General features: G+C 33.6%; 14 protein-coding genes. 5 read left to right on the top strand and 9 right to left on the bottom strand.

Features of this window, described 5'->3' with window-relative positions; genetic code table 11:
• The first annotated feature begins 364 nt into the window (after positions 1-364).
• Both ACYSNV_RS11810 and purE read left to right on the top strand, forming a co-directional pair.
• Positions 365-1,519, top strand: coding sequence for a 5-(carboxyamino)imidazole ribonucleotide synthase (locus ACYSNV_RS11810; RefSeq protein ID WP_461762749.1), 1,155 nt, complete (start codon positions 365-367; stop codon positions 1,517-1,519).
• A 3-nt stretch (positions 1,520-1,522) separates the two neighbouring features.
• Positions 1,523-2,002 carry a 5-(carboxyamino)imidazole ribonucleotide mutase gene (gene purE / locus ACYSNV_RS11815; RefSeq protein ID WP_461762750.1) on the top strand — a complete coding sequence of 160 codons (480 nt, stop codon included), beginning with the start codon at positions 1,523-1,525 and terminating at the stop codon, positions 2,000-2,002.
• Positions 2,003-2,056: 54 nt separating this feature from the next.
• Here purE and ACYSNV_RS11820 read toward each other — a convergent pair whose 3' ends face one another.
• A complete protein-coding gene (locus ACYSNV_RS11820) occupies positions 2,057-3,115 on the bottom strand; it encodes an acyl-CoA dehydrogenase family protein (RefSeq protein WP_461762751.1) in 1,059 nt (352 codons plus the stop codon).
• 207 nt (positions 3,116-3,322) lie between these two features.
• Between ACYSNV_RS11820 and ACYSNV_RS11825 the strand changes: the two genes are divergently transcribed.
• On the top strand, positions 3,323-5,350 hold the full coding sequence (locus tag ACYSNV_RS11825; RefSeq protein ID WP_461762752.1) for a M3 family metallopeptidase: 2,028 nt from the start codon (positions 3,323-3,325) through the stop codon (positions 5,348-5,350).
• A 142-nt stretch (positions 5,351-5,492) separates the two neighbouring features.
• Here the strand turns inward: ACYSNV_RS11825 and ACYSNV_RS11830 are convergent, their stop codons facing one another.
• The 3 genes from ACYSNV_RS11830 to ACYSNV_RS11840 all read right to left on the bottom strand — a co-directional run bounded on the left by ACYSNV_RS11830 (position 5,493) and on the right by ACYSNV_RS11840 (position 10,600).
• Positions 5,493-7,061, bottom strand: a complete 1,569-nt coding sequence (locus ACYSNV_RS11830) for a M20/M25/M40 family metallo-hydrolase (RefSeq protein WP_461762753.1) — start codon at positions 7,059-7,061, stop codon at positions 5,493-5,495.
• A gap of 254 nt (positions 7,062-7,315) precedes the next feature.
• A complete protein-coding gene (locus tag ACYSNV_RS11835; RefSeq protein ID WP_461762754.1) occupies positions 7,316-8,881 on the bottom strand; it encodes a M20/M25/M40 family metallo-hydrolase in 1,566 nt (521 codons plus the stop codon).
• A gap of 159 nt (positions 8,882-9,040) precedes the next feature.
• The gene (locus ACYSNV_RS11840; RefSeq protein ID WP_461762755.1) at positions 9,041-10,600 is read right to left on the bottom strand and encodes a M20/M25/M40 family metallo-hydrolase; all 1,560 of its coding nucleotides are present in this window, start codon (positions 10,598-10,600) and stop codon (positions 9,041-9,043) included.
• A 173-nt stretch (positions 10,601-10,773) separates the two neighbouring features.
• Between ACYSNV_RS11840 and ACYSNV_RS11845 the strand changes: the two genes are divergently transcribed.
• Positions 10,774-11,679 (top strand): DMT family transporter, encoded by a 906-nt coding sequence (locus ACYSNV_RS11845; RefSeq protein ID WP_461762756.1) that lies wholly within the window; start codon positions 10,774-10,776, stop codon positions 11,677-11,679.
• Positions 11,680-11,956: 277 nt separating this feature from the next.
• Here the strand turns inward: ACYSNV_RS11845 and ACYSNV_RS11850 are convergent, their stop codons facing one another.
• The 4 genes from ACYSNV_RS11850 to ACYSNV_RS11865 form a co-directional block, all read right to left on the bottom strand.
• Positions 11,957-12,271 (bottom strand): hypothetical protein, encoded by a 315-nt coding sequence (locus ACYSNV_RS11850; protein ID WP_461762757.1) that lies wholly within the window; start codon positions 12,269-12,271, stop codon positions 11,957-11,959.
• A gap of 22 nt (positions 12,272-12,293) precedes the next feature.
• A complete protein-coding gene (locus ACYSNV_RS11855) occupies positions 12,294-12,833 on the bottom strand; it encodes a HugZ family pyridoxamine 5'-phosphate oxidase (RefSeq protein ID WP_461762758.1) in 540 nt (179 codons plus the stop codon).
• A 57-nt stretch (positions 12,834-12,890) separates the two neighbouring features.
• Entirely contained in the window at positions 12,891-14,285 is a 1,395-nt protein-coding gene (locus ACYSNV_RS11860) for a leucyl aminopeptidase family protein (protein WP_461762759.1), read from the bottom strand.
• A gap of 65 nt (positions 14,286-14,350) precedes the next feature.
• A complete protein-coding gene (locus tag ACYSNV_RS11865) occupies positions 14,351-15,184 on the bottom strand; it encodes a UbiA prenyltransferase family protein (RefSeq protein ID WP_461762760.1) in 834 nt (277 codons plus the stop codon).
• A gap of 126 nt (positions 15,185-15,310) precedes the next feature.
• Between ACYSNV_RS11865 and gcvP the strand changes: the two genes are divergently transcribed.
• A complete protein-coding gene (gcvP, locus tag ACYSNV_RS11870) occupies positions 15,311-18,169 on the top strand; it encodes an aminomethyl-transferring glycine dehydrogenase (RefSeq protein ID WP_461762761.1) in 2,859 nt (952 codons plus the stop codon).
• Between the two features lie 274 nt (positions 18,170-18,443).
• On the opposite strand, the gene ACYSNV_RS11875 is transcribed toward gcvP, so the two are convergent.
• Positions 18,444-21,920: an AAA domain-containing protein gene (locus ACYSNV_RS11875; RefSeq protein WP_461762762.1), complete on the bottom strand. Its 3,477-nt coding sequence runs from the start codon at positions 21,918-21,920 to the stop codon at positions 18,444-18,446.
• Positions 21,921-22,152 lie beyond the last annotated feature (232 nt).

A 22,152-nucleotide genomic window follows, 5' to 3' on the forward strand; every position in this document is an offset into this window, starting at 1 on the left:
AATTCATTCATTATTTCCTATTCCGATAAAAATAAGTGCAAATCAATTTTAAAAAACACAGTCCTTATTGTAAAGCTGTCCCATAGCCTCCAAGATTAATTCTATAGGCAACTCTATCAAATATATATTATCTTTTTTAAAGTAACTAAATTTTATTAACTTTTATTTTTATTTTTTTAACTAGTGATACGTAACAGAACAAAACAATTATTAAACAATAACATATAATTAAAAAATAATCAAATAATATTAACAGTAATATAAAATTAAGAATAATAAACTACTCTATCTAAACCTAAGACAACATTGGTACCTTTTTTTACTTTTTTGAAGTATCTTTGCCAGATAACTATACAACAACACAATGAATTACTTTTCATCCGATTTCCGATTAGGAATACTAGGCGGAGGGCAATTAGGTAAAATGATCCTTAGCGACGCCCGTAAATTTGATATAGCCACCTATGTATTAGACCCAAGTAAAGATGCGCCAGCACAATTCGGTGCTCATAAATTTATCCAAGGTGACTTAATGGATTTTCAAACAGTTTATGATTTTGGCAAACAAGTCGATGTTTTAACAATAGAAATTGAAAACGTTAATTTACAAGCCTTAGAGCAACTTGAATCAGAAGGAAAAATAGTTTACCCTTCTTCAAAAACATTGAAATTAATCCAAAATAAAGGTCAACAAAAAGACTTTTATATAAAGCATGGAATACCTACCGCGCCTTATAAACGATATAATTCACTGAAAGATCTAAAACAAAGTATTACAGCAGGAGTACAAACTTTTCCATTTGTCTGGAAGTCGGCTCAATTTGGTTATGATGGTAATGGGGTAAAGGTAGTACGTGAAGATCATGACCTTTCACAACTTCCGGAGGTAGAATGTATTGCCGAGCAAATGATTCCCTTTAAAAATGAACTTGCAGTAATTGTTGCAAGGTCCGCTAGTGGTCAAGTAGAAACATATCCTGTGGTTGAAATGGAGTTTCATCCAGAAGCAAATCAAGTTGAATATGTAATTTGTCCCGCAAGAATTGATAAGCAAGTGGCTCAAAAAGCACATCAAATAGCTCTTGAAGTTTCAAAGAACTTTAATCATGTTGGTCTATTGGCCGTGGAAATGTTCCAGACAATGGACGATCAAATCTTAGTTAATGAAGTAGCACCAAGACCTCACAATTCAGGCCATTATTCTATTGAAGCTAGTTTTACTTCACAATTTGAACAACACATAAGAGCGATATTAGACTTACCTTTAGGTTCCGCACAAAGTAAACTTGCGGGAATAATGGTAAATCTTTCAGGATCGGAAGGTTACAATGGTCCCGTATTTTACAAAGGCATGGATACAATCTTAGCTATTCCAGGGGTAACCCCACATATTTATGGTAAGCAACAAACACGCCCTTTTAGAAAGATGGGTCACGTAACAATTGTTAATCACGATATGACAAAGGCACGAGAAATAGCTCAAAAAGTAAAAGAAACTATACAAGTAATAACCAAATAGAACATGAAGATAGCAGTAGTAATGGGTAGTATCTCCGATATGCCAGTAATGCAAGATGCAATTGATATTATCAAACAATTCGGTGTTGCGACAGAAGTAGATATTGTATCTGCACACAGAACTCCAGAAAAATTAGTTGATTTTTCAACCAATGCCCATAAAAAAGGAATAAATGTTATTATTGCCGGAGCAGGCGGAGCTGCACATTTACCTGGAATGGTTGCCTCTATGAGTCCACTTCCAGTAATAGGTGTACCGGTAAAGTCTAGTAATTCAATTGATGGTTGGGATAGCGTTTTATCTATCTTACAAATGCCAGGAGGGGTGCCTGTGGCAACAGTAGCCTTAAACGGTGCAAAAAATGCCGGTCTACTAGCTATACAAATTCTAGCTAGTCAAAACCAAGAATTATTAGAAAAAATAATTCAATACAAGCAAGATCTAAAACAGGCCGTTTTAGATGCTGCTGAATCAATAAAATAAGAGGAATTGAACTGTCTATGCCCTATATAATATGAAATTTATAGGGCATAATTCTTATCGAATAAACAAACTATGTTGACAAGCGGTTAAAATATCGGTATAGATAATACCAATATTACTATTTTTTTTACATAGTTCTAAACCTAAATAAGGAGCAACCTTCATTAGTTGATCTCTACCTGTTAAAACTACAGCTTTACAAACACGAATAACCTCTTGTTCTACCTCCTTGGTTATTTCTTCACCTTTTAAAATTCTGGACCAGCAATCTTCGGCTAATCTATAGAATTCTTCTCTGTGATTTTGCAATTGTTGCTCCGCGGTATGTACTAATTTTTTATGTTTATCCAAAAAAGGATTATGTTCCAGACCCTGAAAATACAATAAGGCTTGTTTCAGAAAGTTCTTACGCATACCCAATAAATTAATGGCCAGGGTGAAACGGGCAAATACAAAAAAAGGTATTTGGTATATAGGATTGTCATTAAAACTAGCGTGCTTATCAATACTAAAAGTCCTTAATTTATCAACATTAAGTTCTTCAACAATATAACCATGACTTCCGGTAGCTTTCAATCCAATCATATCCCAGCTTTTAACTGGTTGAATCTCGTGAGGGTAGAAGAAAAAAGATTGATAAATTTCTTCTCCTTTATCCACCTCAACGGGCCTTTGATTATCAATAATTAAACAGTTCGCCGTAAAAACGGTGCAATGTTCCAAACCTGTTACAACGTCCCATTTACCACTTATTTTATAACCAGTATCTGTCTTAATTGCCTTGCCAGAGATCTTTCCACTACCACCGAAACAAACATTTTTATCTCTAAAAAGGTCTTTTGCAATCTCGGGTTGTAAAAAACCAACAAACATATTAGCGCCACTACACAAAGTAACGGTCCAGCCTAAGCTTCCATCAATACTTGCTAATTGCTCTTGCACTTGTAAACCTTGAAGTAAATCAAGTTCTAGGCCATTGTATATCTTAGGTACAAATAAATTAAATAAATTATTTTTTACGATTATTTCTAATTGAGTTTCTGTTAAGCTTCCTTTAGTATTGGCAAGTAGTATCTGATTCCTTAATATTGTTTGATCTTTTGAACTAAGCATTTTTTTAACTTTTGTTAATTGACAAACAAAGCTATCATCTTTCTAGTAAAACAAAAAATAATACATCATCAAAAAAAAACTAACTCCCTCTTAATTTTACCAGTTAAACTATTTTTTCTAATTACAAAAAGATTCCCTTTTATTTAACAGCCTTTTGCAGATAATTACCTTACTTTTATATCTCAAATCCATTTAAATAAATCATTTATGTCAGTTTTAAATAACGATTTTACTACAAAATATAAAAGCGCACCATTTAACCATATAAAACCAGAGGATTATTTACCAGCTTTTGATAAAGCCATAGAAGAGACAAAAAAAGAAATTGATTACATAGTAAAAAATAATCAGTCACCATCATTTAAAAACACAATTGAAGCCTTAGCATTTAGTGGAATGCATTTAGATGTGCTTTCAAATATATTTTTCAACCTCAATTCTGCCGAAACAAACGATGAGTTGCAAACTATTGCTCAACAACTAGCTCCAAAACTTGCTGAATTAAGTAATGATATTACTTTAAATCAAGAGTTGTTTGATAAAGTAAAGTCAGTATATGACAAACGACATACCCTTGACTTAACAACTGAACAAAACACATTATTAGATAAAAACTATAAAAATTTTGTTCGAAATGGTGCTTTATTAAACCATAAGGAGAAAGAAGAACTACGAAAAATAGATATGCTACTTTCAAAAATTAGTCTGAGTTTCGGTGAAAACGTTTTAGCAGAAACCAATAATTATCAGCTTCATATTACCGATGAAATTCTATTAGAAGGATTGCCAGAATCCCCAAAAAAACAAGCGGAAAATTTGGCCAAACAAATGGGGAAAACGGGTTGGATATTCACACTAGACTATCCTAGTTATCTTCCATTTATGACCTACGTGAAAAACAGAGAACTACGCAAGGAGTTTTCATTGGCACAAGGAAGAAAAGCCTATCAAAACAATTCATACAATAATGTTGACAATGTAATGCAAATCGTCAAGCTAAGACATACACGAGCAAATCTACTTGGTTATAAGTCCCATGCAGATTTTGTACTTGAGCAAAGAATGGCTCAAAGCCCTGATAATGTCTATTCGTTTTTAAATGACCTACTAAATAAGGCTAGACCTGCAGCCTTAAAAGAATTTGCAGAATTATCTGAATTTGCAAAACAGCTTGATGGGATTGATCAATTACAAAAATGGGATACTGCGTATTATAGTGAAAAACTAAAACAAAAGTTATTTAACCTAGACGATGAAACACTAAAACCATACTTTCCCCTTGAGAGTGTATTACAAGGAGCTTTTAAAGTTGCTAATAAATTATTTGGTTTGAACTTTAAGAAAATTACAGACATACAGACCTATCATCCACAAGTAACTACTTTTGAGGTAAGTGATCAAAACGGTAATTTTATTAGCCTACTTTACACCGACTTTTTTCCAAGAAAGGGTAAACGAAATGGCGCATGGATGACTAGCTTTAGAAATCAGTATATATATAATGGAGTTAATCACAGACCTCATATATCTATAGTTTGTAATTTTACACCTCCCACAAAGGATCAACCATCTTTATTGACCTTTAATGAAGTTACTACTTTATTTCATGAATTTGGTCATGCCTTACATGGAATGCTAGCCAATACAACCTATCCAAGTTTATCTGGTACAAATGTATTCTGGGATTTTGTTGAATTACCAAGTCAAATATTTGAAAATTGGTGTTATGAAAAACAAGCTTTAGAATTATTTGCTAAGCATTATCAAACAAGCCAAGTAATACCAATGGAGCTTATAGATAGAATTAAACAAAGTGCTTCTTTTCAAGAAGGTTTGGCAACCCTAAGGCAATTAAGTTTTGGATTACTTGATATGGAATTCCATAGCCAAGACCCAAATGAAATAACAGATTTAAAGACCTTTGAAAAACGACAATTTCAAAAGACAGATTTATACCCAGATATAGAACAAACCCTAATGAGTACTTCATTCTCACATATTTTTCAAGGAGGATATTCCGCGGGTTACTATAGCTATAAATGGGCAGAGGTACTTGATGCAGATGCCTTTGCATACTTTCAAGAAAAAGGAATTTTCAATAAAGAAGTAGCCGATAAATTCAAAGATCATATTTTATCACAAGGTGCAACTAAACACCCTATGGAATTATATAAAGACTTTCGAGGACAAGAACCAAAATCGGATGCACTTTTAAAAAGAGCCGGATTAATTTAATAAACTCTTATGGCCTATAACATCTTGATAATTAAGTGTTTTAATTGGTAAGCACCTAAAATAAAAAATGTCCCAAGATCATAATTCTTGGGACATTTTTTTATTCATTTAATGATTAAATGAATAAATATCGAATTTTGTTTTAATAGTCAAAAGTCCTTTTTGGAGATTTACTTTGTGGCCATTCTAAACGATTACCATCTTTAGTAAACGGCAGTATTGCTCTTTCACGATTAACTTGTTCATCTTGCTCACTAGCTTTATAAACCATAATAGCAATTAGTATTGCATTATTTTGTAAATCATCATAAACTAATTTGTCAGCTGTATCTCTATTTGTATGCCAAGTATATCCACCATATCCCCATCCTAAAGAACTTAGCATAAATGCTGGAACATCTTTACTTACAAAAGATATATGATCGGAACTTCCACCTATAGCAGTTCCTGGAAACTCTGTTTTCAAGTCTGTTTTATATTCTTGAGGAACAGCAGAAAGCCAATCACCTAAGAATTGATAGGAATGTAAAAATCCTCGCCCTGAAATATTTGCAACACGTCCAGTTCCGTTATCTTGATTAAATACTACTTGTATTTTGTCAAGTAACTCCGGATGATCTTCAACAAAGGCACGAGATCCGTTTAATCCTTGTTCTTCACTTCCCCAGTTACCTACGATAATAGTACGCTTTGGGTTTGGTAATACTTTCTTTAATATACGCATTGCCTCCATCATAGTAATAATCCCTGTTCCATTATCGGTAGCACCTGTACCTCCGTCCCAGCTATCTAAGTGCGCAGATAAAATAATATATTCATCTGCTTTTTCAGATCCTTTAAATTCTGCAATTGTATTGAAAGTAGGTACAGTTCCTAAATCTTTACTTTGTGTATTAATAGATATTGTTGGCTTGTGACCATTTTCAGCTAAACGGTATAAAGTTCCATAATCTTCTAAAGCCATATCAATAGCTGGAATATTTTCGGTATGAGCAGCAAATATCTTATTGGTTCCAACAACTCCACTCCAATTAGAAGTAACAATACCAACAGCACCAGCTTTCTCTAAAGCGCCTGGTAATTGTTTTGCAGTATATCCTGTAGCTTTGATGCGGTCTGACCAGTTTTTAGCTACCTCTTGCTTCTTAGCGACCATTTTATCGTAAGACTCTTTAGTGGCATATTCTTTCCATTGGTAATCAGGACGTCCTGTAGGCTGTTCCATAGATATTAAGACAATTTTTCCTTTAACTGAAGGTAACCAAGCTTCAAATTCTGCTTGATTTGCAAAATCTCCTAAAATTACTACCTCAGCTTCAACACCTTTTTTCTTAGTGGCTGGACTCCAAGCCAATTGGGTAGCTTCAAGAGTTTTTACGCGTGGTGAAGTCATTGTAATAACAGAAGGTCCTCTTTGCCATCCTTTCCATGTTCCGTACTCTTCATTTCTAGCTTCAATCCCCATATCGGTATATTTATCCACTACCCAATTATGAGCTTGAGTCATCTCAGGTGTCCCAACCAATCGAGGGCCAATAACATCTAATAGCTCAAATGCATATTCTGGTAAATGTGAATTTTCGGTGGCTTCCTTGACGATAGCCTGTACGATTGGATCATTACTTTGGGCAAAAGAAAAAGATCCAGAAATTAACGCTAATCCAAGTACCCCTTGTTTTACTACAGTACTCAGTCCTAAATTAATTTTCATATTTGATAGATTAAGGTTTTTAGTTTGAAGGGCGAAAAATACACATTTCCAACACGCTAGACAAATAAAAAACCACTTTGAATAAGTAAATAATTTAAAATTAAAATCATTTTCATTATCATAACTCAACAATATCTAAACTAAAATTAAGATTATTGAAATGCGATTACAAAATTTCACTTATTTTATGTGAAAATATATAATTAAAAGCATGAGGCCAAAACAGGCATAATTTTCAATAAATCGACCATTTTTTAAAATTCTCTCTTTCCTTGCTTACTTGTAGGCCAAAAAACTTGTTCCCCTTTACTGTTTTTAGGCAGAACAATTCTTTCGCGTGAGCCCTGTGCTTGTTGCTCACTTGCTTTATACGCCATAATAGCAATTAAAATAACATTGCTTTTTAAGTCATCATATACAATTTTATCAGCTGTATCACGATTAGTATGCCAAGTGTAATCATCATATCCCCATTCCAAAGAATTTAAAAAGAACGCCGGTACTCCATGACTAACAAAAGCCGCATGATCACTTCCTGAGACAGAAGGTAAGGCAGGAAACTCAGTCTTTAAATCTGTTTTATATTCTAAAGGAACATTAGCTAACCAATCCGATAGGTACTCATAAGAATGCAAAAAGCCCTCTCCAGGTAAATAGTCTATCCTTCCCGTTCCTGCATCTTGATTAAGTACAACCTGAATATCATCTAAAATCTCGGGATGATCTTCCACAAATGCCCTAGATCCATTTAGTCCTTGTTCTTCACTCCCCCAGTTTCCTACTAAAATAGTCCTTTTAGGACTAGGCAATACCTTTTTTAAAATACGCATTACCTCTAACATGGTGATTATACCTGTCCCATTGTCGGTAGCACCAGTTCCACCATCCCAGCTATCCAAATGAGCAGACAAAACCACATACTGATCCTTTAATTCATTACCCTTAAATTCAGCTATCGTATTGTAGGTAGGTACTATTCCTAAATCCGTATTTTGAACTTTCACATCAATAGTAGGTTTTTTCCCTTTTTCAGCCAAACGGTATAATAAACTGTAGTCCTCAAAACTTAAATCAATTGTTGGAATTTTTGTTGTCGTGGCACTAAAAATTCGATTAGATCCTATAACTCCTGTCCAATACGACATTAAAATTCCACTTGCTCCTGCTTCTTGTAAAATCATAGGAAGTTCACTTAAAGAATAACCACTATTTTGGATGCGTTCATTCCAATTCTTATCTACCCCTTGCCTTTGATCCAACATTCTTTGATAAGAGGACTCCGTGGCGAACTCCTTCCATTGTTTTAAAGGCCTACCTGACTCATAAACTTTCGAAATCATCACAAATTTTCCCTTGATTGTTTCCAACCATTCCTTGAACTCTTGTGGATTATTTACATAAGGTAAAACAACCACCTGGCCATGAACTCCTTGTTTTACAGTAGATGGGCTCCATGCTAGTTGAATTGCCTCTAAAGATTTAACCCGTGGAGAACTTAAAGTAACAGATGTAGTGCCTCTTTGCCAACCTTTCCAAGTTCCATATTGTTCGTTGTAAGCATCCACTCCTAACTGCGTATATTTATCCACCACCCAATTATGAGCTTGCAGCATTTCTGGACTTCCAACAAGACGAGGACCAATTACATCTAATAGTTCAAAGGCATACTGCTCTAGATTTGAATTCTCGGTAGCCTCCTTCACTATAGCTTGAATAATAGGATCCTTTTCTTGTGCTAAAGCCACAACTCCAGGCAATAAAGAAACAACCAAAAAACCATTCCCAATTAACTTTCTAAACTTTATTTTAATATTCGTCATAAGTTTTTAAATTTTATTAAAAGCAGCGCGAAAAGTACTATTAATAAGTTTAAACCACAACCATATATTAACAAATAATTATAAATTGAAGATAAAAAAACGCCTTATTATCCTACCGAATAATAAAGCGTTTTAAACTAATTATCTCAAGATAATCAATTACTCTCGTTTTGCTTTACTTTGTGTGGGCCATAATCGACGCTCTGCTTTATTATCAAGTGGCATAACTCTTTTATCTTTAGAAGTAGAGTTCTCATCTTGTAATGCTTTATAGGCTAAAATTGCTATTAATATTGCGTTGTTTTGTAAATCATCATAAACAATCTTATCAGCAGTATCGCGATTGGTATGCCATGTATACCCACCATATCCCCAATGTAAAGCCCCCAAAGAGTGAGCAGGAGCCCCTACCGCTACAAACGATGCTTGATCACTTCCCCCAGAGGAAGGATTCCCGGGAAAATTAGTCTTTAATTCTTTTTTATATTCTTGAGGAACTGCCTCTAGCCAGTCTCCCAAATATTGGTATGAATTCAAAAATCCTTCCCCTCCTAGATTTACCACACGACCGGTACCATTATCTTGATTAAAAACTACTTGAATATTATTAATCACATCTGGATTATCTTCAACAAAAGCACGGGAACCATTTAAGCCTTGTTCTTCACTACCCCAATTTCCCACAAGCAAAGTACGTTTTGGATTAGGGAGTACCTTACTAAGAATTCTTGAAGCCTCTAACATAGCAATAATACCTGTACCGTTATCTGTGGCACCACTACCACCATCCCAGCTATCTAAATGGGCAGATAGAATCACATACTCATCCTTTTTCTGTCCACCTTTTAACTCAGCTATTGTGTTATAAGTTTTAGCTGTTCCTAAATCTTGTGAGATAGCAGTTATATTTATCACTGGTTTTTTACCGTTCTCAGCAAGTCTATAGAGTAGTCCGTAATCTTCAACTGCTAAATCTACCGTTGGAATAGATGTTGTTTCTGCTCCAAATATTCTGTTTGCACCCATAATACCTGTCCAAAAAGACATTACGATACCCGAAGCGCCCGCCTGCTCAAGTACTTTAGGAAGTTCTTTAGCAGTATATCCAGTTGCTTGGATTCTATTATTCCAATTCTCTATATCTTGTTTCCTTTGTTCGACCATCCTTTCATAAGACTCTGGAGTAGAAAACTCCTTCCACTGATAATCAGGTCGACCTGTTTTCTGGTGCATAGACATCAAAACAATTTTACCTTTTATAGTTTTTAACCATTGTTCAAATTCCGCTTTATTGGCAAAATCCTCTAAAATAATTACCTCACCCTGTATTCCTTTATTACCCGTTGATGGGCTCCATGCCAGTTGAGTTCCCTCTAAAGATTTAACTCTAGGCGATAGCATGGTTATTTCAGATGGTCCTCTTTCCCAAGCTTTCCAGGTACCATATTCCTGGTTATAGGCATCAAATCCCAACTGCTTGTAATTATCCACAACCCAATTATGAGCTTGCATCATTTGAGGAGTTCCTACCAAACGAGGACCTATTTCATCCAAAAGTTCAAAAGAATAGTTATGTAATTGAGAGTTTTTTGTTCCCTCCTCAATGATAGCTTGGATAATTGGATCCGGATTCTGCCCTAGGGCATTAGCACTAATGCACATAGATAATGCTAAAACACCCATTTTAAAGGTATTGTAGCAAGTCATTTTAATTTTCATAATATTGGTTTTAGTTAATTCAAGAAAATTACCTAATAATTATAGAAGCTACAAATAAATATTATCAAAATCACTTATATGTTTAACAAAGGACAGTAGTTGATAAAAACCAATCAAATCATATCCACTTTTAGGTCACAGAAACACGAAAACCTATCTTTGCACAAAAAATAATGAAGAGTCTAAAAGGAATTATTTTCGCACTTATCTCATCTGGTACTTTTGGCCTAGTACCTCTTTTCTGCTTACCATTAATGGTAAGCTCCTTACGTCCAGAACATGTTCCTGTTATAGGTATCCCTACTATTTTATTTTATCGTTTTCTTTTTTCAAGTATTACAATGGCAGGAGTATGTCTTTGGAAAAAAGTATCTTTAAAAATATCAGTCAAGAATTTACTATCAATTTTCCTCCTAGCATTATTATACGCTGCCACTGCAAAATATTTAGTAGACTCTTACGAGTATATAGCCAGTGGCTTATCCACGACATTACACTTTCTATACCCAATATTTGTAAGCTTTATAATGATTGTGTTTTACAAAGAAAAAAAGTCACTTGCACTATTGTTTGCCAGTATACTTTCTCTTCTAGGAGTTGGATTAATGTGTATACATGGGCAGCCATCGGTAGCTCTTTTCAAAGGCTTAGCTTTATCTGGCATAACGATATTCACCTATGGCCTATACATTGTGGGTTTAAATAAATCATCGGCCGGTGAGCTACCATTTGAATCATTAACTTTCTATGTGTTACTTATGGGATGTTTTATTTTTCTTATTTATGCTTTACTGACAACTTCCATCGAACCTATTAATTTGACAAGTGATTGGCTAAATCTGATTTACCTAGGTTTTTTTGCAACATTTATCTCCGATATGTGTTTAGTCTTAGCCGTTAAATATGCGGGTAGTACTATCACCTCCATATTAGGTTCTATGGAGCCATTAGTCGCTGTTGTAATTGGAAGTCTATTTTTCAACGAACACTTTGGTTTAACTAGCGCACTGGGACTAATTCTAGTGCTAGCTGCAGTGACAATTGTTATAATAGCTAGTCAAAAAAAAGCAAAAACTTAAAAATAAAACACCTTAAACATACAAAAGCTAGCTGTCTTTTGGAGTTTTCTAGTAGTACAACTACAAACCCCTAGAAATAGAAGACTAACTTAGTGACAAGTAGTTTTTAATTCCGAATTTGTAAGGAAATTAAAAACACATTAAATATTTATTTACTAACTCAATTCGTACTAATTTAAATACAAAAAGCTCGGCGCAATACCGAGCTCTTTGTATTTAAAAGATTCTATAGCTTCCCTACATTTTGTGTAAAATTAAGCTTATATCTTTCCGCTTTTTAAGCCAATATACTAGCGAACAACCAAGCGATAAACATTGTTATTGAAAGAATTGCAAACCATATGCCATAGATAATTTTAAAAAACACTCGAACTAACAACCACTGGTGATTGATCATCGAATCAAAAAATATTTCTATGTTACTCTTTGGCTTTGCCAGTTCTTTAGCTAACTCTAGTTCAGCATTCTTTTTGATCTCTAGTTCTCTTCGCTTTTGATAATCTAATATAGCTCCACAAAACTCACAAAGCTGATCATTGGTATTAAATTCCTTACATTTATAACACCTTATATGAATCTTTGAGCTACTCATTCTATATCCTTTTAACTTCTCTTTATTTGTGAATATTATCTTTAGTATGTTCTCCTATGCGGTGTTCAACAATCTCAAGCTGAGGATTCACATAATAAGCACTACCGAATCCATTTACATAAGAACCGCTTTGTATTTTGAAATTAAAAAGGACAAAGTCTTCTAAAGATTCAAGGACGTCAATTATTTTTCCATTACGAGCTTTTAAATCTTCTAGAGCTCTTTGGTATAAGAGTGTATCTTTTGCTACTAATTCACTATTCACTTGTAATGTTAAACGATGTCTTGCATAAATTTGCTTACAATTTGCCTCGTCTTCTACAAACATAATGGATACCTTGTTACGTTCCTGTAGATTCAAAGTATGCTTGGCCATGTAAGAAACTAAAATTTGAAACTCATTATCAACCCTAGAATATGGTGCAGTACTAACAAGTGGGGTACCATCCTGATTAATAGTTGCCAACATAATAGACTTACAACTATTAATCAACTCCTGAACTTGAGGAGATTTTGGCTTAACTTGACGATGATCGAAATTCGAATTTATAGATTCGCTCATATTTTATCTATTTACAGTTAATATTTTATTTAATTCAGATACGAAAACCTTAAATGCTTATTGCCCTTTATAGTTAGTTAAAAAATTAACAAAAGTACGTACGCCGGTTCCAGTTCCACCTATTCCCTTATAATCTCTTTGGGAATCCATCCATGCAGGTCCCGCAATATCTATATGAACATAAGGATATTTTGCAAAATGTTCCAAAAACTTTCCAGCGGTAATACTTCCAGCATATCTTCCGCCAACATTTTTTAAATCTGCAATATTACTTTTTAATAAATCTTTATAATCGTCCCAGAAAGGCAATTCACACAATCTCTCGTGTACTTTACAGCCCGAGGTAACTAACTCTTGAATTATTTGTTTGTCATTCCCCATAATACAAGAAGCACTATCACCAGCAACAATTAAAGCAGCTCCTGTTAAAGTAGCAGCATCTATGATCACTCTAGGGTCATACTGAGTTGCATAAGAAATTGCATCTGCCAAAATCATTCTTCCTTCTGCATCGGTATTTAACACCTCAACACTGGTTCCATCAAACATGGTAATTACATCTCCCGGTGCATAAGCATCCCCTCCAGGTCTATTATCAGTGGCCGGTATTAATCCAATAACATGCACAGGCACTTGATTCAAAGCACAGCCATAAATTGCACCGGCAACACAAGCAGCACCACCCATGTCACTTTTCATCGAATCCATTGATCCTAAAGTAGGTTTTAAACTTAAACCTCCTGTATCGTAAACAACCCCTTTTCCAACCAAAACAATTGGTTTATCATTAACAGGATTCTCAGGTTTATATTCCATTATAGTAAAAGTAGGCTGCTGTAAAGATCCTTTATTTACAGCTAAAAGCCCACCCATATTTAATTGTTGAATATCCTGCTTATTTAAAATTTTCACAGAAATATCTGCTGTTTTAGATAACTCCTGGATGTGTTTGGCTAACATTGTTGCAGTTAAATAGCTTACTGGCTCATTAACCATATCTCTGGCCCAATATACTGCTTGAATAATGTGATTTAAATCATTTACTTGTTTTTGGGTATAATTCCCCACTAAAAAAATAGTTTTTAAAGCAAACTCTTGCTCTTTTTTATCCTTAAAGTACTTTAAAAATTGATAATTAGACAAAGCTATACCTTCACATAAAGCCAAAGATGCTTCGCCATTGCCAACTACAGTTACTTGGCTTATGTGTTTATCTAATATTTTTCGTACCTGATATCCAGCCACACGCATTTTCTCTAAATCACAATTCTCCTTAACAAAAAAAAGAAATTGCCTACCAATCTTAGCGAAATCCTCATGTTTATCACTTGTTATAAACTCTTCTACAAAGCCATGCAATGCTTTTGGTATATCTTGGGAGATTTTAAAATCTTTATTCACGCAAAAAACCACACTAGTATCTTGCATTAGTTGACTACTTAACTGAATCATAAAAATAACTTTTTCTAAAAATATTATGCACAAGGTACAACACTTTTTCTAAAATTAGAATTGATTTATAATATTCCCAAATATTGCTCAAAAACAATTATAGCCCACCAAACTATAGGTACACTCTCTACCCAAAACAAAGTAAAATATGGTCCACTAGCACTGGAGGCCTTATAAATAAACCAACTTGTAAGTATAACAATAACCAGATTATTATAAGCTTGTATGGGATTGAATCCTATTTTAAAAAACTCTAAGAAAAAAAATATTAATAATAAAAAAAACAATAACAACTTGGTTTTTGTGACACCCAAAATTTGAGGTAAAGTCTTTAATTCTTTAGAGTCTTTAGATAGATCGACAATCTCAAAAACCCCAATTAAAATAAGAACTAAAATAAAACGCTGAATAAACTTAAGTAAAATATCCACATCAACTGCTGCATGTGCATTTAACACAGGTACAATCAAAGTAACCGTTGCCCAGGAGAAACAAACCATATAAATTTTAATCCCTGCAGAATTCCGTAAATTAGAATGTCTTTTTCCAAGTGGTACTGCATACAAAATAGCTAGTCCTAATAGTATAATACAAGTAATTTGAGCTGCTAAATTCAAAGCTAAAAATCCAATAAAGGAAATCCCTAAGGCACATATACTAAGCAAGTAAATAACCTTTAGGTTGCAAGAGGCAGGTTTTCTAGAATATAAAAAAACCTGAATATACTTGATAAAATTATAGGAAAATAAAGTTCCAAAAAAACCTAAAATACATACAGCATAATCAAATGGCAATTTACAAAAGTAAAAAGTCATCTGTATAAGGGCCAATACTGCTAAAGAAACATGTATACTTCCATTTAAATAAATAGGCACAATGTGATTTTTTAACAAATCCATATAACTTCTTTCTTTATGATAACAACTTGTAATAACTTTTCAAAAATAATAGTTATATAGGTATAAATGTCATATTTATAGTTATTTTTGTGTGTTTAAACACAACTTATATTATATATTGCCCAAATGAAAACAAATGCATTTGCTTTAAGACACATTGGTCCTCGTGAAACGGACCTGGCAGAAATGTTTAGTACTGTAAAAGTTGAAAACATCGATCAGTTAATAGATGAAACTTTTCCAAAGGCTATCCGTTTAGAAAAAGATTTAGATCTTGCTGCAGCAATGACAGAGTATGATTATTTATCATACATCCAAGATTTAGGTAACAAAAATAAAATATTCCGTACTTTTATCGGTTTAGGATACAATGAAGCTGTAGTCCCTGCGGCTATAATTCGTAACGTATTTGAAAACCCAGGATGGTACACTGCTTATACGCCATACCAAGCAGAAGTAGCTCAAGGTCGTTTAGAAGCCTTATTAAACTTCCAAACAACTGTAATTGAACTAACAGGAATGGAGATTGCTAATGCATCACTTTTAGATGAGTCTACATCAGCCGCTGAGGCAATGATTCTTTTATTTGACGTTAGATCAAGAGAACAAAAGAAAAACAATGCAAATAAGTTCTTTGTATCAGAAGAAATTTTACCTCAAACCTTATCTGTTTTACAAACACGTGCAACTCCTTTCGGTATTGAATTAGTTGTTGGTAATCATCAAGAATTTGATTTCAATCAAGAATTCTTTGGAGCTATCTTACAATATCCAGGTAAGCATGGAGTAGTTTCTGATTATTCAGATTTTATTCATACTGCAAAAACAAAAGATATTAAAGTTGCAGTAGCAGCCGATATTTTATCGCTAGTTAGTTTAACGCCACCGGGAGAAATGGGTGCTGATGTTGTAGTTGGAACTACACAGCGCTTTGGAATACCATTAGGTTTTGGTGGACCACACGCGGCATATTTTGCTACAAAAGAAGAGTACAAACGCAGCATGCCAGGGCGAATTATTGGAGTAAGTAAAGATATGGATGGAAATCCTGCTTTACGTATGGCATTACAAACTCGTGAACAACATATCAAACGTGAAAAAGCCACGTCAAATATTTGTACTGCACAAGTATTATTGGCTGTAATGGCAAGTTTTTATGCTGTTTATCACGGACCTGAAGGATTAAAATTTATCGCAAATCAAGTGCATGCAAAAGCCGTTACTCTTGCACAAAGTTTGGAAAAATTAGGTATTAAGCAATTAAATCCTTCTTACTTTGACACAATCCTTGTCCAAGTAGACACACAAAAAGTTAAGCCTTTTGCTATAGACAAAAAAATCAACTTTAACTATATTGATGACAACACACTTTCTATCTCATTAAATGAAACAGTTGAAGTAAAAGACATCAATGCAATTATAGAAGTTTTTGCTCAAGCCCTTGGAAAACAAGCATTCCAAATAACAGAAATAGAAAACAATAAGACAACTATTCCTTCTAAACTACAACGTACTTCTACTTTCTTACAACACGATGTTTTTAATAGCTACCATTCAGAAACTGAATTAATGCGATATATTAAAAAGTTAGAACGCAAGGATTTAGCTTTGAATCATTCGATGATTTCATTAGGTTCTTGTACAATGAAGTTAAATGCTGCAGCGGAAATGCTACCATTAAGCAATCCACAATGGAATAACATCCATCCGTTTGTTCCTGCTGATCAGGCAACCGGTTACCTGGAAATGCTACATGACTTAGAGAACAAACTAAGTATTATTACTGGTTTTGCTGGCACAACCTTACAACCTAACTCGGGAGCTCAAGGTGAGTATGCAGGATTATTAGCTATTCGTGCTTATCACCATTCAAGAGGAGATTTCCAAAGAAACATCGCTTTGATTCCGGCGTCGGCTCATGGAACAAACCCTGCTTCAGCTGCCATGGCAGGAATGAAAGTTGTAGTTACTAAAACAACACCTGAGGGAAACATCGATGTTGCCGATTTAAAAGCAAAAGCAGAACAGTACAAAGAAAATCTTTCTTGTTTAATGGTTACTTACCCTTCTACTCACGGTGTATATGAGTCAGCTATTAAAGAGATAACACAAATTATACACGACAATGGAGGACAAGTATATATGGACGGTGCAAATATGAATGCACAAGTTGCCATAACAAATCCTGCTAATATTGGAGCTGACGTTTGCCACTTAAACTTACATAAAACATTTGCGATCCCTCATGGAGGTGGTGGACCTGGAGTTGGACCTATTTGTGTGGCAGAACACTTAGTGGAGTTTCTACCAAGCAATCCTATTGTAAAAGTAGGTGGTAAAAATGCGATTACAGCAATATCTGCTGCACCTTATGGATCTGCTTTGGTATGCTTAATCTCATTTGGTTATATCTCTATGTTAGGACTTGAAGGTCTTAAAAAAGTAACACAAACGGCTATTTTAAACGCCAATTACATTAAATCGAGATTAGAAGATCATTATTCGATTTTATATACTGGTGAACAAGGTCGTGCAGCACATGAAATGATTGTTGATGTAAGAGAATTCAAAGAAAAGGGAATTGAAGTAACTGATATTGCAAAACGTCTTATCGATTATGGATTCCACGCTCCTACAGTTTCATTTCCAGTAGCAGGTACTCTAATGATAGAGCCTACAGAAAGTGAAAGCAAACAAGAGTTAGATCGTTTTTGTGACGCGATGATTTCTATCCGCCAGGAAATTGAAAATGCAACAATAGACAACCCAGTTAATGAGTTAAAGAACTCTCCACATACCCTAGCAATGCTAACAAGTGACAATTGGGATCTACCATATTCAAGACAAAAAGCAGCCTATCCACTTGCTTATGTTTCAGAAAACAAACTATGGCCAACGGTTCGTAGAATTGATGATGCATATGGAGACAGAAATCTAATTTGTTCTTGTGCTCCTATTGAAGTATATATGGACTCTGAAAATTAATTCAGCTAATTTATAAGATGAACGCTCTCTTTTTAGAGAGCGTTTTTTTTATACCTAATTCAAAAATGTGAATAACTTATAGAGTTTGTTGATAACTTGAAAAACCTAATAAGTTACATTACATTTACTTATGTATATAATTCCTACAAAATAAATATTTCTTTTGTTTACCCAAAAGCACTTATCAACAAAATAATCACTTATTAACAGACTTATCAACATATAATACACCCCAAAACACTACTTATCAACAATACGATACTAGTTATTAACATTACACATTATAAAAAGATTGTTTTTGTTTTAGGTAACTTAATAACTTACCATGTAAAATATCATGGCTTAAAATTTCAGCATTACCAATTAATATTAATTGTTCTTTAGCCCTGGTTAAAGCTACATTTAGCTTTCTATCTACACTTTGCTCATCATTTAAATTTACAATCGAGTCCATCTGAAAGACGTCATTAACACTAAATGCATAAATAATAAAATCTCTTTGTCCTCCCTGAAATCGTTCTACAGTATCAATTGTAATTTTATCCACATCAGGTAAATTAGCCTTTAATAAAGTTCGATGAATTAAAGCTATCTGATTTTTAAAAGGCGCAATAATACCGACCTGTTTGGCTAGTTTAAAATCTAAATTATTTATTTGATGCAAATTTTGCAGAGTCAAAAGTATTTGCAAAATCAACTCAGCTTCCTGTGGAATTGTTTTTATTGAATTTTGATAAGGAGCCATACAATTAAAAAACAAAACTCGTTTAGTGGCCATAGAAATACTCAATATATCTTCAGGCCAGGTTTTATAAAACATATCACTTATTTGACGTTGAAGGTTACTGCGATTTAAATCAGCTAAATTCTCAAGTAGCGCCGCAGGTTTTAACACCCCATTATAAAACGCTTGATTTGGAAAATCACAAATTTCCTGATGCATTCTACCCTGATAAGTCAAAGTATCAAAGGCATAGCTAACATCATTGAGTTTTAGAAAATTGTAGAGTCTTTCAAATAATGAGTTTCTATAACTTTTAAGACCTATTTGATGTAGATCTGGGTGATTAGTTTTACTCTTTTGTGAATCTTGTAGTACAATTGCAGGCAATTGCTTATGATCTCCTATTAAAATAAACTTCTTTGATCTTGCTAGCAACCCTATAATTTGTGGCTCTAGTATTTGGGAAGCTTCATCTACAATAACCCAATCAAATTTTTTAAAATCGATAAACTCATTTCTACTAGACATAGAGGAAACTGTACTTAAGAAAATTCGTTGTTCTAAAAGAATTTTTCTAAGATCTGATCTTGTAAATCTTTTATTTTGCTGAGCTAAAATTCCCTTGCGTTTCTCTATGATAGTATCTAATAAAAACCCCTGAAAATCCTTATCACAAGACAATTTATTACCTAACCTTACAAAAGGTTCACCTTGCTGGCTATCGCGAAAATCAATAGCCTGTAAAACTGCCTGACTAAGTTCATCAACAGCTTTATTTGTATAAGATAAGATCAACATACTTTGCTGTGTATTGGTAAACACCTCAGCAATAAACTCTTTAATTATATGGGATGTTTTACCCGTACCTGGAGGACCATTTAAAACAAAGTAATCTTGTGTTCCTAGCATATTGTTTAAAATACGATTTTGCTCAATGGATAAATACGGTTTATTAAAGTTATAATTAATTACTGGTCTAGGTTTTCTTTGTGTAAGTAATAATGCCTTTTGGGAGTTAGCAGCAAGCAAAAACTGATACATTCCCTTAGACATAGCCGAAAAAGAGGAATCCATAAAGTCGCGCTCCAAAGCCCATTTTTTATGTTTACTAAAGTAACTTAAATTACTTTGCATATAACGGCATTCCACTTCTATGTATTGCAAGCTAACATAAGTAATGGTGCATTTAACAATAGGATAATTTGTTGGTTTTTTATTATTGTTATAAAACGGATACAAAATACATGCCTCGGAAACCCTAAAACTAGAGAAATCACTTTGAGAGCCTACCTTAAATAAAATACGTTTGGTAACGGTGTGTAAATTATTTTCAACGATTTCTAAATCATATAAGATACTAAAGGCCTGTTTCTTTTGCTCAAAATTACGATTCCATAACCCTGATAAAGAATTCGCCCCAGAACCTAGCCCATCTCCACATTTATTTAAAATTTGCTCTCTGGCAATAAAGCTATAAAAACCGAAAAAATATAATTGGTATAACTTCTCACTTGTAAAAATAGGGTAAGTTAAATCTTTAAACTGTTTATCTAATATATCTAAAAACTTACGATTCAGATTTTTACTAACCAAATTTTGTATACTTAACGACTTAAATAAATTACTAATCTTTTGTATATCGCCACTCTGCAAAATATGTTCATTGATAATAATGCGATTTCTCATCTCGCAAATCTCTTGTAAGCTCGCTAAATCAAGATAACTAGAGCGTAAATTATTCTTAGGCATTTTACTATAGAAAATAAATCCACCTATTCCCTGTCCGTTTAATAAAGAATCTAATGGCAAACCAACTATTTGGGCTAACATTAAATAATACATAAACAACTGATTCTTATGATTCGATTTTATATTGCTTTGTGTGTCAGGAAAGGGGCCACTACCACTTTTTAGCTCTACCACAACTAATTTACGCTTCAATTTGGAGTTATAATGTAATAAATCTAAACGCCCTTGTAACCCAAAAATATTACTTAAAAAAGAAGGCTCCAATTGTGTAGAAGCCCAGTGGTTAAGACCATAAATACTAAAATCTCTAGTAACTACATGTAGTATATTATTAAAGTGAGCCTTACAATTGCTCTGGTAAATTTGAAACCCTTCATGGCTTTGAATATCCTTGCAAAGTAAATGCTCTAACGGAAATTGCTCAAAGTGCTTTTGAAAGATTTCATTAAATTCTATAGGATGTTGTTCAGACTTATTGTTAATTACTTCATCCATAACCAAGTTTGCAAAATTTCCAATTAGAATATGCATACTATTTGGAGCTCCTTTTATTTTATTGGCTAAAAAATGTAACTCACTAAATCCATAATCTTGAAAACACTCAGCAATACTAGAAACGTCAAGCAAATAATCTGGTTGTATAACCACCGCAGATGGATAATATCTTTTCTCACTATCTATAATTACATCTAGTAAATGTAATTCAGCTGAACTCCATAAATTCCGAACACTAGTAAAAATATCTTTGTTCTGCGCAAAGGGAAGGAATACTCGAATAGGAATTTGGTCTGAGCTAGATTCACTATGGCAAATCATAGCATTTTGATACCAATACAAAAAAGTAACCTTCAAAAGTGGGATCTTTTTTGCGTTAGTAAAACCACAAGAGGATAATCTTTGGGTATGATTACACATAAATCCTTGGTTGGCCGCCAACACAGGTATTTGATATACTTGACTTATAAAAAGGTTTACATCACTCCAATAAGCCACAAAAAAAGAGAACAATTCTAAATCAGAATAATCCTTCATTTTTTCTAAAACTCTTCTGAAGTTCTGAATATCTACAGTAACACTATATTTTTGATTAATAAAACTTAATCTACTAAATAAGTTACTAAACACAATAGGCTCTTTGGCAACCACCTGTTTTGTAAAGCGCTCTAAAATAAGTCCCAGCTCGCTATAGCACTTTCTAATATCCAATGAGTCAAGGAAATGTTGATGTATATTAATTAAAGCTTTAAAATGCCACTCAAATGTCGGCTTACCAAACATATTTTTAAATTTATAAAGCCAATTTACTAGCCGTGAATAAAATCAAAGGCAAATATCGCTAAAAATCAACTAAAACTAGCATAAAAGCTAAGGTGATAAATTGCAGATAATAACCTAACTTTAACAATTCTAACACAACACAATTAGCATATAAACGTTAAATAATAAACATTCAAAGAGAATTAAACTTAGCCAACAAGAGTCTATAGATGAAATAAGAATCTTATTTATA

The organism is Myroides sp. LJL119 (assembly GCF_054871605.1).

Bases quoted from the DNA above. Each gene is read 5' to 3' on its own strand.
- ACYSNV_RS11810 (WP_461762749.1), top strand. From the start codon at position 365: ATGAATTACTTTTCATCCGATTTCCGATTAGGAATACTAGGCGGAGGG.
- ACYSNV_RS11850 (WP_461762757.1), bottom strand. From the start codon at position 12,271: ATGAGTAGCTCAAAGATTCATATAAGGTGTTATAAATGTAAGGAATTT.
- ACYSNV_RS11840 (WP_461762755.1), bottom strand. From the start codon at position 10,600: ATGAAAATTAAAATGACTTGCTACAATACCTTTAAAATGGGTGTTTTA.
- ACYSNV_RS11875 (WP_461762762.1), bottom strand. From the start codon at position 21,920: ATGTTTGGTAAGCCGACATTTGAGTGGCATTTTAAAGCTTTAATTAAT.
- ACYSNV_RS11820 (WP_461762751.1), bottom strand. From the start codon at position 3,115: ATGCTTAGTTCAAAAGATCAAACAATATTAAGGAATCAGATACTACTT.
- ACYSNV_RS11855 (WP_461762758.1), bottom strand. From the start codon at position 12,833: ATGAGCGAATCTATAAATTCGAATTTCGATCATCGTCAAGTTAAGCCA.
- ACYSNV_RS11845 (WP_461762756.1), top strand. From the start codon at position 10,774: ATGAAGAGTCTAAAAGGAATTATTTTCGCACTTATCTCATCTGGTACT.
- ACYSNV_RS11830 (WP_461762753.1), bottom strand. From the start codon at position 7,061: ATGAAAATTAATTTAGGACTGAGTACTGTAGTAAAACAAGGGGTACTT.
- purE (WP_461762750.1), top strand. From the start codon at position 1,523: ATGAAGATAGCAGTAGTAATGGGTAGTATCTCCGATATGCCAGTAATG.
- ACYSNV_RS11860 (WP_461762759.1), bottom strand. From the start codon at position 14,285: ATGATTCAGTTAAGTAGTCAACTAATGCAAGATACTAGTGTGGTTTTT.
- ACYSNV_RS11865 (WP_461762760.1), bottom strand. From the start codon at position 15,184: ATGGATTTGTTAAAAAATCACATTGTGCCTATTTATTTAAATGGAAGT.
- ACYSNV_RS11835 (WP_461762754.1), bottom strand. From the start codon at position 8,881: ATGACGAATATTAAAATAAAGTTTAGAAAGTTAATTGGGAATGGTTTT.
- gcvP (WP_461762761.1), top strand. From the start codon at position 15,311: ATGAAAACAAATGCATTTGCTTTAAGACACATTGGTCCTCGTGAAACG.
- ACYSNV_RS11825 (WP_461762752.1), top strand. From the start codon at position 3,323: ATGTCAGTTTTAAATAACGATTTTACTACAAAATATAAAAGCGCACCA.